General features: G+C 58.6%; 12 protein-coding genes. 9 read left to right on the top strand and 3 right to left on the bottom strand.

All coding sequences use genetic code 11. The features are described 5' to 3' along the window. Position 1 precedes the first annotated feature (1 nt). Positions 2-1,759, bottom strand: a complete 1,758-nt coding sequence (locus ACOFKT_RS04355; protein WP_419806202.1) for a GH39 family glycosyl hydrolase — start codon at positions 1,757-1,759, stop codon at positions 2-4. Between the two features lie 26 nt (positions 1,760-1,785). Next, on the bottom strand, positions 1,786-5,103 hold the full coding sequence (locus ACOFKT_RS04360; protein ID WP_419806203.1) for a carboxypeptidase regulatory-like domain-containing protein: 3,318 nt from the start codon (positions 5,101-5,103) through the stop codon (positions 1,786-1,788). Positions 5,104-5,332: 229 nt separating this feature from the next. Between ACOFKT_RS04360 and ACOFKT_RS04365 the strand changes: the two genes are divergently transcribed. After that, the gene (locus tag ACOFKT_RS04365) at positions 5,333-6,124 is read left to right on the top strand and encodes a FadR/GntR family transcriptional regulator (RefSeq protein WP_419806204.1); all 792 of its coding nucleotides are present in this window, start codon (positions 5,333-5,335) and stop codon (positions 6,122-6,124) included. 174 nt (positions 6,125-6,298) lie between these two features. Here the strand turns inward: ACOFKT_RS04365 and ACOFKT_RS04370 are convergent, their stop codons facing one another. Then, on the bottom strand, positions 6,299-6,703 hold the full coding sequence (locus ACOFKT_RS04370; protein ID WP_419806205.1) for a winged helix-turn-helix transcriptional regulator: 405 nt from the start codon (positions 6,701-6,703) through the stop codon (positions 6,299-6,301). 178 nt (positions 6,704-6,881) lie between these two features. On the opposite strand from ACOFKT_RS04370, the gene ACOFKT_RS04375 reads away from it, so the two are divergent. From ACOFKT_RS04375 to ACOFKT_RS04410, 8 genes are all read left to right on the top strand, one after another. Then, on the top strand, positions 6,882-7,748 hold the full coding sequence (locus ACOFKT_RS04375; protein WP_419806206.1) for an SDR family oxidoreductase: 867 nt from the start codon (positions 6,882-6,884) through the stop codon (positions 7,746-7,748). 258 nt (positions 7,749-8,006) lie between these two features. Continuing rightward, complete coding sequence (locus ACOFKT_RS04380) at positions 8,007-8,501, top strand: alpha/beta fold hydrolase (protein ID WP_419807104.1); 495 nt, start codon at positions 8,007-8,009, stop codon at positions 8,499-8,501. Continuing rightward, positions 8,489-8,749 carry an alpha/beta fold hydrolase gene (locus ACOFKT_RS04385; protein WP_419806207.1) on the top strand — a complete coding sequence of 87 codons (261 nt, stop codon included), beginning with the start codon at positions 8,489-8,491 and terminating at the stop codon, positions 8,747-8,749. Before ACOFKT_RS04380 ends, ACOFKT_RS04385 begins: the two co-directional genes overlap by 13 nt. Further along, complete coding sequence (locus tag ACOFKT_RS04390; protein WP_419806208.1) at positions 8,750-9,349, top strand: WHG domain-containing protein; 600 nt, start codon at positions 8,750-8,752, stop codon at positions 9,347-9,349. Between the two features lie 423 nt (positions 9,350-9,772). Continuing rightward, entirely contained in the window at positions 9,773-11,032 is a 1,260-nt protein-coding gene (locus tag ACOFKT_RS04395) for an ABC transporter substrate-binding protein (RefSeq protein WP_419806209.1), read from the top strand. Position 11,033: 1 nt separating this feature from the next. Beyond that, on the top strand, positions 11,034-11,945 hold the full coding sequence (locus tag ACOFKT_RS04400; protein ID WP_419806210.1) for a carbohydrate ABC transporter permease: 912 nt from the start codon (positions 11,034-11,036) through the stop codon (positions 11,943-11,945). Between the two features lie 10 nt (positions 11,946-11,955). Further along, positions 11,956-12,786 (top strand): carbohydrate ABC transporter permease, encoded by an 831-nt coding sequence (locus tag ACOFKT_RS04405; protein ID WP_419806211.1) that lies wholly within the window; start codon positions 11,956-11,958, stop codon positions 12,784-12,786. 15 nt (positions 12,787-12,801) lie between these two features. Then, a complete protein-coding gene (locus ACOFKT_RS04410) occupies positions 12,802-13,878 on the top strand; it encodes an ABC transporter ATP-binding protein (RefSeq protein ID WP_419806212.1) in 1,077 nt (358 codons plus the stop codon). The last annotated feature ends 8 nt before the right edge of the window (positions 13,879-13,886 follow it).

Genomic DNA, 13,886 nt, shown 5'->3' on the forward strand with positions numbered 1-13,886 from the left:
CTTACCACTTCAACGTGACAAGCGAGATGCTCTGCCGCGGCATATCAGTGTTCAGCGTTACCGTGCCGCTGCCCGCCTCCATCCACACGGGCGAGGTAAGCAGCTGCAGACCGTCCTCTGCTTTGAGCCGTTCATATTGTTCGGTGGTCGGGTGCTGTGGCGACCCCATCGCCTTCCAGATGGTGTACGCGTTGCTGTGCGTGTCGTCGATGCGGTACTGCGTTACAAGCACGCGCTTCGCCGTCGCTGGCAATCCGTTGATCGCGACCTCGGTGGGAACCACCGGGCCAGGGCCATCTACATCGTGGTAGTTCCACAGCATAACCGCTGCTGAGTTCGCGGCGGCCCTGGTCGCGAGCGCGTCCACATCGCTCTCGTTGCGCACGCCGTTCTGCACGATGTCGTTCATGGGGACCGCGCCGGAGCTGGTCGTTGCCACACGCGTGCCAGACATGAGTGCGGTCATGCGGAAGAAGTTCAGCACCGGCTTGTCGATGCCGTTGGTCGACAGGTCACGAAAGCCTTCGAAGTAGTCGCGACTTTCGAATTCGAAGGACCAGCTCAGCATCGAGAGCAGGTTCACTTTGTACTTGTCCTGCAACTCAAACAAGCGCTTGTACGCCGCCGCCGTGTAGGCCGGGTACAGTGTGCCGTTGCGGTAGTTGTTGGCCGGGTTCACCTTGCTGGAGCAGGCGGCACAGCCCTCCGGGTCGGCCTCGCTGATGATGATTGGCAGATTGCGGAAGCGTGGGAAAGTAGAGATGAGCTGGAAGCCATGGTCGGCGTCCATCAGCTCGCCCATTATGCCCATGGTGACCTTGCCTTCGACGATCTTCGGCTGACCCTTCGCGTGGAACGAAATGAAATCCATGGGCAGCGGCTTGCCATTGGCGGCGCTCTTGCCGGTGTTCACGTGATCCAGGAAGTTCTTGAGAAAGGCGTAGGCCTTGGGATTCCGCGGGCTCGTCGTCGCCGGGCCGCCGACCTTTGCCTCCGGCAACGCTGCGCGCACACCGGCGACGCCGTAGTCATACAGCTTCCAGTACTCCTCGGGCGCGGTGTGCCAGTAATCGATGTCCGGCTCGTTCCAGACTTCGAAATACCACTGCTTCACCGTGTCGCGTCCATACCGCTCGACCAGGTGAGCCGTGACGACACGAGCTAGTTCGCCCCACTTTGCATAATCTTTTGGCGGGTTGTTGCTCTTGCCGCTGATGGCGCTCTGCGGGTAATGCACCTGGTACGGTTCGTGTCGATTCGGCAGATCTGCCGCAAGGTCCTTTGGCATAAAGCCAAGCTCGACCATGGGGCGCACGCCGGCCGCCTTGTACTCGTCGAAGATGCCGTCCAGGATTTTGAAGTCGTACACCGGCTTTCCGCTTGCGTCTTCGGTGTACACGTTGGTGGAGCTCCACTTGAGCTCGGGGACGCCATTGCCGCTGGTCAACAGGTGGTGCACGCGAATGTACACCGGCACGGGGCTCAGGTCGTGCAGCTTGCTCAGGAGCACCTTGCCATCGCGCATGGTGGTGAAGTTCGCCTCGTCCGCGCCGAACCAGCTGTAGATTGGCTTGTACTCGCCCACAGGCTTATTCAAATCGACGGTGATGTTTACCGCTCTACCGGTGGGAGCCGGAGGCGGCGCAGGCACCGTGCCCTGTGCCAGCGCACTTACCGAGGCGATCGCGAGGGTGCCAGTTGCGGCCCAGTGGTTGATTCTGCTAACCATGGTCGGACGTCGTGTCGTTCTGCTCTGCATGCTTGCGCGCTCCTGCGGGTGCTGGCTTAGAAGTTGTACTTCAGCGCAAACTGCAGGTTGCGCGAGTTGTTGGAGGTGGTGGTGACCTGGCCTGCGGAACCCGAGTCGACCGTCGCGTTTGGCGCGCCGAAGCTGGGCGTGTTGGGCAGGTTGAAGAACTCCGCGCGGAACGACAGCGTGCTCTCATGCGGCAGGCTGAAGTTCTTAAAGACGGAAGCGTCGAACTGGCGATAGATGTCGGACCGGAGCGTGTTGGCACGGACCTGGCCGTAGCGGTATACGTCAGTCCCGGTGCGGGTTCCGCCGCCCAGGGTGCCATTGGCAAAGCGGTCACCACGGATATAACGCCCCTTGTCATACCATGCAGCAAGCGTCTTCACATAACCAGGTGTTGAGACCAGACTCAAGTCGGGTCGTTGACCTCCAACACCCGTGTTGGCGATGTCGCTTGAAACGACGGGCGTGTAGGGAGTTCCGCTGCGCACTATGTCGATGGACTGTAGTTGCCACCCACCAACAATCGCATTCACGAAGCTGTTGGTATTGCCCAGGAATTTACGTCCGCGCCCAACAGGTAATTGCAGCGTTCCGCTGATCGCCAGGTTATGCGGAGTGTCATAGGGAGAAAGAGCGTATTCATACCCTGTGTTCCCGCCCAGTGCTGGGGACTGGTTGTACTGCAGCCACTTCGAAAAGGTATACGACGCCAGTACATTAAAGCCGTGGCTAAAGCGGTGGTCGAACTTCATCTGCAGTGAGTCATAGTTGCTGCTCAGATCCTGCGTCTGAAATGTAATGTTGGCCCAGGGCTGATACGGCCTGCGACCCTGTACAGACCCGGGACCCGGCGTGGGCGTGTTGAAGTTGTTGGTTGAGTTCAGGTGCACACCACGATTGTGTACATACGCAATCTCGAACAGATCCTTGCTAGAAAGCTGCCGCTGCACACCCAAACTGAAATGGATGTTGGTGCCCATGTTGGCGTTGATGCGCGCAGGATTCAAATTTGGATTGGCCGTAGCAGATCCGAGTGGATTGCCTAGAAAGTAGTTCGCCAGCGTTCTCGTGGGTGTCACGTTCTGCGTCTGGTTCTGCGTTTCCTCCAGCAGATACGGAAGTATGTTTAGGTTGACGCGACCGCCCGTGGTCTCCGGCTCATAGAACATGCCGAAGCCGCCGCGCAGGACTGTCTTGTTATCGAGGGAATAAGCCAGTCCAAACCGTGGCGCGAACTGCGTCTTGTCAGCACGCGTAATCGTGGAGGGCAGCCCGACCTGGCTGCTGGTCGTGATGTACTGACCGAAGATTTGATACGCGCGCGGTGCGGCGTACTGTGCCGACAGGTCAGGCGTAGGCCCGCTGCCGCTGACAACAATGGGTTTTGCGCTGTTCGGAATGAAGGTGCCGATCTGGCCCTTGTAGCCGTCCAGCCAGGGCGAGTATTCGTAGCGCAGACCCATGTTCAGCGTCAGCCGGTCGCTGGCGCGGAAGTCATCCTGAAAGAAGAACTGCCGATACAGCCCCTGCCCACCGAAGTTGTCGGCCGGGTAGGAACGGGTTACCGCGGAGGGATAGCCGAGCAGGAAGTCGGCATAGGCATCGCCGGTGTTTGCAGACGCTGACGTCGAGCTTGTTCCGTTGCTGGTGGCGTTCCCGTTAAACGTGAACGAGCCTGTGTAGTTGCGGCTATCATAGCCAAGCCACTGATAGTAACGAATCAGCGTGCCAATCTTGAACGAGTGCCGCCCATACAGAATGGTGTAGTTGTCAGCACCTTCAAAAGCTTTACGGTCCTGCGATTTGGGACGCTGATCGAATCCCTGTCCCTGCAATGAGTTGTAACCGCTCCAGAGGTAATCGGGAAACGCTCCGCCTGCGTTGGGCCGCAGCAGATCGCTGAATCCCGCCACGCCAAACTGACTGTTGAAGTCTGTTCCCTGCAGGAAGGCGGTCAGGCGTACGTGGCTGGGCAGGTAGTGAGCACGGGCCTCGTTCACCATCGTCGCGCCAACATTGCTCGTAAGGCTTGCCTCGATGTCCTGTCCCCACGAGGTCAGCCTTGCGGTATTCAACGAGGGCGAGAAGTTCGGGTCGACCTCGCTCTGCTTCACGTAGACCCAGCGCCCGGTCAATCGATTCTTTGGCGTGATCTGATGGTCGATACGCGTGATGAACTGATCGAACTTGATCGTTTGGTTTGGCGCGTAGCTGAACGTTCCAGAGGTAGTGTTCTGGTGCGGGTAGTATTCCTGGATCCTGAGAGCCTGCGGCGAGATGCGCCCTGCGGGGATCGTATTGTTTGCGAATCGTTGCGGAACGCCGTTGACCAGGTTCATGCGGTCGTAGATGTTACGCGTGAACACACCGTTTCGCTGATTGTCAGACGGTACCACGCCGTTGAAGAGCATACCGTTTCCAAGCCGCAGGCCCTCATAGTTGAAGAAAAAGAAGGAGCGGTCAGCGCCCTTGTATAAGCCGGGAATCGTCAGCGGACCACCGATGTTGCCACCGAACTGATTCCGGCGCAGCTTCTGCTTGCGTTGCGTGGTGGGCAGGAAGTAGCGCTTAGCGTCAAAAGCGTCGTTGCGAATAAATTCGAATAGTGTCCCGTGGAAGCGGTTCGTTCCCGACTTGGTAGTCGCGTTGAAGAAAGCGCCACCGCGGTTAAACTCCGCTGAATACGGACTTTGCTGCACCGAGAACTCCTGCAGCGCGTCGATGGAGGTCTGGATAAACGTTCCGCCCTGGTGTTGCTCGCTCACGTCCACGCCATCCAGCAGGAACGAGGTTGCGCTGCCACGGATTCCGCTGATCACGTTACCGTTGACCACTTCTGGCCGAATCGCCAGCGAGTTGCCGGTGGGCGGCAGCAGGGCAGCGCCCGGTGTAAGGCTGGCAAGCTGGTAGAAGCCGCGTCCATTCAACGGCAACTCCGTGAGTTGCTGGTTCGTGACAACTTGGCCTGATGTCGCAGAGTCTGTGGAGAGCAGCGGTGCCGTCGTGTTCACTTCCACAACCTCACTCGTCGAGCCGATGACCAAGCCCACATCCTGTCGAACGATCTGCCCGACTTGAACCTCGATACGCTTCGTCGCAGACGTGCTGAAGCCAGTCGCATTCACCGTAATTACATAATTGCCAGCGGGTACCGGAGTGATCACATACTCGCCCACGTCGTTGGTCACGGAAGTTTGCGTAAAATTCGTGTCCAGATTACGCGCCTGCACCGTCACGCCCGGGACCGAAGCGCCCTGAGGGTCGCTCACACGCCCCACAAAACGGCCCTGTTCCACCTGTCCGTGCACGACTGCCGTACTTGCTGCGGCCAAGGTAAGGCACTGCATCACCGGTCTGCTGAAGCGAAAGAGTGACTGCACTTGCATACTGCCTCCGGAAGCGCTCTCCGGCTCGTCTCCGGTGAGCTTTTCTAAACCGCCGCAAAGGTACAACCAATTCAAAAACGATGTCAAGACTTTGGTCCTACCTTTTCGAACGCCTCGGATTTCGCCCGTATATGCTTGCTTTCCATGGCTGACGTTGACGCAAACAGCCGAGTGCCCGCATGATCGCCACATGCTGAGGGATTCCGCCGCGCTCATCCAAATGGCTCTGCCACCCGTTGCGCCGGGCAAGGTCGATGTAACCCAGAGCCTCATCTTGCAATTCCAACAGATGCTGCGCGAAGGACGTTTCACTCAGGGAGACCGTCTTCCTCCCGAACGCGAGCTGGCCTCGCATTTCAATGTGGCGCGCTCCTCATTGCGCCAAGCTCTGAAGGTGTTGGAAATTCTGGGCATAATTACGCAGCGGGTTGGCGATGGGAGCTACCTTAACTCCGACGCAGCGGCGCTTCTTTCCGTTCCGCTCGAATTTCTCTTCCTGCTCGACGACACCTCCGTGGAAGACCTCACGGAGCTTCGACTACTCATGGAGCCAGGCCTTGCGAGTCTAGCCGCACAGCGTGCTAATGAGGAAGATCTACGTATGTTGCGCCGGTCCATCAGCGATTTTGAACATAGCGACGGAGACAAGCTCAAGCTTGTTTCTTCCGATTTACTTTTTCATCGCTCTATTTTTCAAGCGTCGAAGAATCGTACTGCGGAGAACCTCTTTCACAACATCCACCGCGCTATGGCGAAGATGATGTTGGTGACGTCGCAACTTGTTGAGTTGGAGCACACGCTCGCCTTTCATAAGCCAATCTTCAAAGCTATTGAGAGTGGCAATGGAGCGAGCGCCGCCCGGCTTATGCAGGAACATCTGGAAGATGCGCGGCACCTACTCATGTCCAAGAAGAAGGTGCAAAAGAACGCGGGAAAGAAGCACACAGCCAAAAAGGCGCAAAGGAAAATCGGCCACTCGTAAACGGCCACCCATCTGGTCGCGCTGATTCTCCTATACATGCACCATCTCGGCACAAACCGTTCAGGCCGTCGCAGCTCGAGAACTGATGAGATCACATTTCCGCGAACGGCGAACAATCCATTTTCGTTACAGCGTTTTCAAGACCGAAGTTTGATTGAGGAGATTATTTTGGGCTCACCGCTCGACTGTCGAAGGCAGCTCTTGCTTGCTTGCTCGAGCCCCAACTGCTGCCGATCCAATCGACCAAGTTCCGCATTGGCTCCAAGAGGCTGAGCCAAGTCGGGTCAATTCGTATTCCACTCGTGGCGGAACCTCCGGAAACACTTCACGAGACAGCAAACCATCGCGTTCCAACTGACGCAAAGTCGTTGTCAGCATCCGCTGCGAGATCCCGTCGATCGATTTCTGAAGCTCAGAAAAGCGGGCACGATGATTCGGCTTTCTTGAGAGCGTGACGACGAGGAGGATGCTCCATTTATCCCCGACTCTTGCGAGGAACTCGCGCAGCGGTTCCGTCTCTTCACTCCTGCAGGTGAGGGCCACGGGTCCCAGGACGGCGTCTTTGCTGATCTGTTTCAAAAGTTACCTCCACGTCATTACCTAAGCTAAAGGTGCCGTCTTCCTTTTCTTTCGCTCTCATTCCATCATGTAGGTATCTACGAGTAACTATCAAGCTCTCGAGTGATCTTTGACCTATGCCCAACGCACCATCATGGAACGCATGTGCGCTCGGCTTCAACCAGTAAAGGAGAACCAAATGCGCGTGTTTCTTACCGGGGCCACTGGACTTATCGGTTCGGCTCTCGTTCCGGAACTTATCAACGCTGGCCATCAGGTACTCGGGCTCACACGGTCTGAATCCGGCACCCGAAACCTGCTTGCCGCAGGCGCCGAGGCGCTTCGGGGAAGTCTCGAAGATCTGGAGGTCCTGCGCAATGGGGCTGCACAGTCCGACGGAGTCATTCACTGTGCCTTTGACCACGAGAACTTTGAGCAGAGCGGCGCAATCGAGAAGCAAGCGATCACGACTTTCGGCAGCTCGCTTTTTGGCTCCGACCGCCCCCTGATTGTCAGCGCGGGGCTCGGTCTGCCTTCGCCAAAGCGACCCATAACGGAGGATGTGGATGCACCGGCTGTTTCACCGACGCCTCGCAGCCCGGAACAGGCGGCTCACGCGCTCAGCGTGCAGGGAGTAAACGTGACAGTGGTGCGCGTTCCTCAGGTTCACAACACCGTGAAGCAAGGCCTCATCACCACGCTTATTGCCGTCGCCCGACAAAAGGGGGTTTCGGCGTATGTGGCTGAGGGACTGAACCGCTGGCCAGCAGCGCACGTATCCGATGTTGCACGTCTTTACAGACTTGCCCTGGAAAAGCGCGAACCCTCGCGCTACCATGCGGTCGCCGAAGAGGGCATACCGCTACGGAACATCGCCGCCGTGATCGGACAGAGCTTGAAAATGTCAGTTGTCTCAATCCCTCCGGAGGAGGCACTGACCCACTTCGGCCGGGTCGGCGGGTACGTCGGTCTAGACCTTTCGGCGTCAAGCGCAATCACTCAGCAGAAACTCAGTTGGCTACCAACCGGACCGGGGCTTATCGAAGATCTCGAGAACATGCGCTAATAAAGGTCTAATTAGAGTCAGCGACTGATTGCTCATCGATCGCTTCCTCGAAGGAAGATCGAGCGGCTCTTGACTTTCCGGTGTTTACTACGTGCCTTAGCTAAAAGGTGCAACACCATGAGCGATGCTCCATTCGACAGCAAATCCCTTCCAACCTCGGCTCTCGGCAACGAGCCAACAGCCGAAGGGCGGCCGACCCTGCAAATGAGAAGTGGCCGTGGAACCGTCGGATTCGATGACACAGGCGGTTCTGGTCCTATGGTGATTGCAGTGCCCGGTATGGGAGACCTCCGGCGTGAGTACAGGTACTTGACGCCGTACTTAACTGCGGCGGGGTATCGCGTCGTCACGATGGATGTACGAGGGCACGGCGCGACGAGTCCGCAATGGAGCGATTATTCAGCGCGAGCGATTGGGCAGGATGTTTTGGATCTGATGACGCACCTTGGGCAGACAAGGGCCAGCATCATCGGAAATTCGTTCTCGGCCGGAGCGGCGCTGTGGGCAGCCCATGACGCCCCGGAAAAAGCGAGCCAGGCGGTGTTGATTGGGCCGGTGCTGCGCGACCCTCCGAAAGGCATCCCTGGTACCTGCGAGCCGCGCTCGCACTTGGTTTCGGCGGACCGTGGCGCGTTCGTTTCTGGCTCACATACTGGACCAGTCTTTTTCCGACCCGCAAGCCAGCGGACTTTGCCGCGTATCGCAAGACTCTGGGAGAGAACCTGCGAGAACCCGGCCGCATGGCTGCCTTGAAGAGCATGGTCTTTCTGCCCAAGTCGGACACCGAGGCCATGCTCACAAAAACGGAACTGCCCGTGCTGGTGGTGATGGGAACCAAGGACGCCGACTTCCCGGACCCTGCAGCCGAAGCTGAATGGGCAAAAGACCGACTCGGGGCGGAGTTGCTCCTGGTTCAAGGTGCCGGACACTACCCGCATACAGAGATGCCGGAACAGGTGGGGCCGGCTGTGGTGAGCTTCTTACAGAACGGCAGGTCGTAGATGCCGCGCGCGGGATTGGATCTAAACGCGGTGTTGCAGGCCGCTGTCGCGCTTGCGGACTCCGACGGTCTAGAGACTCTGACCGTCGCGAAGCTTGCCTCGTTCCTGGGCATCAAGGCTCCATCCCTCTATAACCACATCCGCAGTCTGGAAGCGCTAAAAGATCATCTGACGGCACAAGGATTGCGATCACTTCTGGACCGCTCGCGGGACGCCTTGGCAGGCGTGGCAGGGCAAGACGCACTTGAGGCGCTCGGGCATTCCCAACGCCGGTTTGCGAAAGAGCATCCGGGTTTATGGGCAGCAATGCAGCTGCCTGTGGCCGGGTGGAGCGAAGCTTCGCAAACAGCAGGGGATGCTTACCTTGCCTTGGTTTTGGCCGCTCTTCGCGGTTACGGAGTCACGGGCGATGCGGCGATCCACGCAGCTCGGTTCATACGTGCCTCAATGCGAGGTTTCATTGATCTTGAGTTAGGAGGCGGCTTCGGTTTACCGCAGGACGTAGATGCAAGTTTCAGCACACTCCTGAAAATGCTTGATGCGGGCCTCCGTACCCTGCTCGACACTTCGGTCTCCGGAAGTCCTCGCTCTCACGCATAAGGCGCAGCAAGGCGGACCCGAGTTGCTCGCAAAGCACGGTCTATGCTGTGCCGTCGCCTCGTGATCTGCAATCAGGGGTCGGCAAGTTGAGACTTCCAATTGCATCGGCAGGCGGTGCTTTAGGTTCGCTTGTGCGGCGGATGATACGGGACGCAGCGTCAAGCTGGATAGGAGAAGCGGGCCGGTACGAACTGCCTGCATGTCTGAGGGAGCGCACAGTCGCGGTTGCGATGGTGGTTTCGAAGCTCTCATTAAGTCTGACCTATAACAACTCAGCAACAGCACCGCGTGGTAGTCTCCTCAGCAGTTCCTGACATGGGAATTGCGGCTCCGATGTTTTGGAGAAAGGTAAGAGTGTTGAAGCGTCTGTACTACGTTCTCTTCGGTCTCCTTACTTCTTTTGCGGGCCATTCCGCACCTTCCTTGCGGGCACAGACGACCCTTACCATTGCTACCGTCAACAACGGCGACATGGTCGTGATGCAGCGGCTTTCCAAGGAATTCGAGCGGCAACATCCGGACATCAAGCTCGACTGGGTGATGCTTGAAGAGAACATCCTTCGTCAGAAGACCACGACAGACGCGGCGACGCACGGCGGCCAGTACGACATAGTCACGATCGGACCATTGGAAGCGCCGATCTGGGGCAGGCGCGGCTGGCTGTTGCCACTGGAGAGCAGACTTGCGCCGGACTATCAACTGGACGACCTGCTGAAGCCGATCCGTGATGCGGCGTCGGACCAGGGTCACCTGTATGCGTTGCCTTTCTACGCGGAAAGCTCCCTGACTTATTACCGCAAAGACCTATTCGCGGCGGCGGGACTGCAGATGCCGGCGCAGCCGACCTATCAAGACATAGCTCGCTTTGCCAAGGCGCTGCACGATCCCGCGAAGGGCATTTATGGCGTGTGCCTGCGCGGCAAGCCGGGATGGGGAGAAAACATGGCGTTCGTCTCCACCATGGTGAATACCTTTGGCGGGCGCTGGTTCGACGAGAGCTGGAAGCCGCAGCTCGACTCGCCGGAGTGGCACAACGCACTCTCTCTTTATGTTGACCTGCTGCAGAAGTACGGGCCGCCGGGCAGCAGCTCCAACGGCTTCAACGAGTCGCTCACGCTTTTTGAAAATGGGCGTTGTGGCATGTGGATCGATGCGACGGTCGCGGCCGGCACGCTTTCTAATCCGAAGCAGTCGTTAGTGGCCCAAAGTGTAGGCTTTGCGCCCGCGCCCGTTGCCGTCACGCCGCGTGGTGCGCAGTGGCTCTGGTTCTGGGGGTTGGGCGTGCCGTCCGCAACGCACCATCCCGAGGCGGCCACTGCCTTCGTGCAGTGGGCGACCTCGAAGGAGTACATCCGCCTTGTTGCCGACCGGTATGGATGGGCTGCCGTGCCGCCGGGCACCCGGCGGTCCACCTATGAGCAGCCGCAGTATCTTGCCAACGCGCCGTTTGCCGAGCTGGTCTACCGGTCGATCCTGGCAGCCGATCCATTGCACCCCACGCTCAAACCCGTACCCTACACTGGCATTCAGTGCATTGTGTTACCCGCATTCCCGACCATTGGAAATCAAGTGGGACAACTGATCGCTGCCGCCCTGGTCGGGAATATGTCGGTCGATGAAAGCCTGCACAAGGCACAGGCTGCAACGGAGCGCGTCGTGAACCGCATGGGTGTGGAGCGCTGATATGACCGCAACGCAACCAGACACGGCGGTTACGGTTGGTCTTCAACGGCCGGGCGGCAGAACCCGTGGCCGCCTGCTTACGCTGCCCGCCATCGTAATGCTGCTGCTGTGGTCGGTGCTGCCGTTAATCGTGACGCTCTGGTTTTCGCTGCGGCGCTACAACCTGATGAACCCGGGCCGCACGGGCTTTGACGGACTTGGGAACTATCGCTACCTGCTCACCGACCCCGGTCTCGGCATCGCAATCTGGAACACTGTTCTGCTGCTGGGGTCAGTGCTGGTCATCACAATAGGCCTTGGAACGCTTATCGCGATTCTGCTCGACCAGGACTTCTACGGACGTGGCATTGCCCGTGTGCTGATGCTGGCGCCGTTCTTCGTGATGCCGACGGTGAGCGCGCTGCTCTGGAAGAACATGATGATGCATCCAGATAACGGCTTTCTCGCCTTTCTGATGCGTTTAGTCGGCCTGAAGCCCATCGACTGGTTTGCGTCTGCGCCGCTTACCTCGATCATCATCATCGTCTCCTGGGAGTGGCTGCCCTTTGCCGTGCTTACGCTGCTCACAGCTATCCAATCGCTCGATGCGGAACGCAAGGAGGCCGCGCGTATGGATGGTGCGGGGCCCATCGCCATGTTCCGCTACATCATCTGGCCGCACCTTGGCCGCGCCGTTGCCGCAACGACGATGATTGAAACGATCTTCATCCTGGGGATCTTCGCGGAGATCTACGTAACCAGCTCGGGCGGCCCGGGCTTTGCCTCCACAAACTTGTCTTTCCTGATCTATCGTTACGTGCTGATGGAATATGACATCGGCGGGGCCGCCGTTGCGGGACTGCTCGCCATTGTGCTTGCCAATGTTCTGGCCTTCTTTCTCCTGCGATCCTTCGCACGCAATCTTGATACGTAAGTAAGACGAAATGACTGTGACTGCCAGCTCAATTTCGCGCAAGCTGCTCATGACTCTGCTGGGTTGGACCGTTGCCCTTGTGATTGCCTTTCCGGTGATTTGGATGGTGCTGACCAGCTTCAAGAGTGAGACGGAAGCGATCTCCCGCGTGCCGCACCTCTTCGCGCGCGCATCGCTGGACAACTACGTTGCCGTGCAGGAGCAAGCCAAATATCTGCGTTTCGCGTGGAACAGCATCGTTGTGTCCCTCGGCTCCACGCTGCTGGCGCTGCTGCTCGCAGTTCCCGCAGCTTACTCCATGGCTTTCGCGCCAACGCGCCGCACCCGCAGCACGCTCTTGTGGATGCTTTCGACCAAGATGATGCCGGCGGTCGGCGTGCTGGTGCCGGTTTACCTATTCTTCCGCGATATAGGGCTGCTCGATACGCGTACCGGACTGTTGCTGGTAGACGCGCTGGGCAATCTTCCCATCGTGATCTGGATGCTTTACATCTTCTTTAAAGAAGTGCCCCGGGAGGTACTGGAAGCAGCACGCATGGACGGTGCGGGACCGCTGCGCGAGGTCTACAACCTCCTGTTGCCGCTCTCGATGCCGGGTATCGTTTCGACCAGCCTCTTGGCGGTAATCCTTACGTGGAATGAGGCATTCTGGAGTCTTACTCTCACCACGTCGAAAGCGGCGCCGCTGACGGCGTTCATCGCCTCGTTTTCGAGCCCGGAAGGACTCTTTTACGCCAAGCTTTCCGCGGCGTCTACCATGGCCATCGCGCCCATTGTTGTCCTGGGCTGGGCAAGCCAGAAGCAACTGGTGCGCGGCCTCACCTTTGGTGCGGTCAAATAAGCAGGGGGGCGCGCTATGGCGACAATTGATCTGCAACAACTACGCAAGAGTTATAACTCGACCGAGATCATTAAAGGCATCGACCTCACGATTCGCGATCAGGAATTCACAGTTTTCGTGGGCCCTTCCGGTTGCGGCAAATCCACCCTGCTGCGCATGATCGCGGGCCTGGAAGAGATCACCTCTGGCGAGCTGCGAATTGACGGGCAGCGCGTGAATGAAGTCGCCCCGGCAAAGCGTGGACTTGCGCTAGTTTTTCAGAGCTACGCGCTATACCCGCACATGACCGTGGCAGAGAACATGTCGTTCAGCCTCAAGCTGGCCGGCGTGAACAAAACTGAACGCGAGGCCAAGGTCACCGAGGCGGCACGCATTCTGCACCTGGAGCCGCTGCTCGACCGTAAGCCGAAGGACCTGTCGGGCGGTCAGCGGCAGCGGGTTGCGATCGGCCGGGCCATCGTGCGGCATCCACGGGTCTTCCTCTTCGACGAGCCGCTTTCGAATCTTGACGCCGCCCTGCGCGTCCGCATGCGTCAGGAGCTGACGAAGCTGCACCGAGAACTGAAGGCGACCATGGTTTACGTGACCCACGACCAAGTCGAAGCCATGACGATGGCCGACCGCATCGTGGTGCTGCAGGGCGGTCTGGTGGAGCAGGTGGGCACGCCGATGGAGCTGTACCGGCAACCGGCAAACCTTTTCGTCGCCGGCTTTATCGGCTCGCCGCGCATGAACTTTTTTACCGCAACGGTGCAGGCCGTGAGCGATGCAAGCACCGCTCTGGCACTCACCGATGGCACACTGATCCATGCGCCCGCGTCTGCATCCAGCCTGCGTGTTGGAGACACCGTCACCCTCGGCATTCGGCCGGAGCACCTAGAAATCACAGGGGCAGGCGCGATTCGTGCGCAGGTGCAATCAGTCGAGCACCTTGGCAGTGACAGCTATGTTTACCTGCAGGCGAGTTCAGGCGAGGCTCTGACGGTTCGGGTGAGTGGCGAAACGAAAGTTGCCCCGGAACAGGACGTGCAGCTCGCGCCGGATCTCAGTTTCCTTCATCTGTTCGACGCGACTGCTCAACGCATTTTCTAGTGGAGTTC

The organism is Terriglobus sp., from assembly GCF_965201105.1.
In the GTDB taxonomy this organism is placed as follows: Bacteria; Acidobacteriota; Terriglobia; order Terriglobales; family Acidobacteriaceae; genus Terriglobus.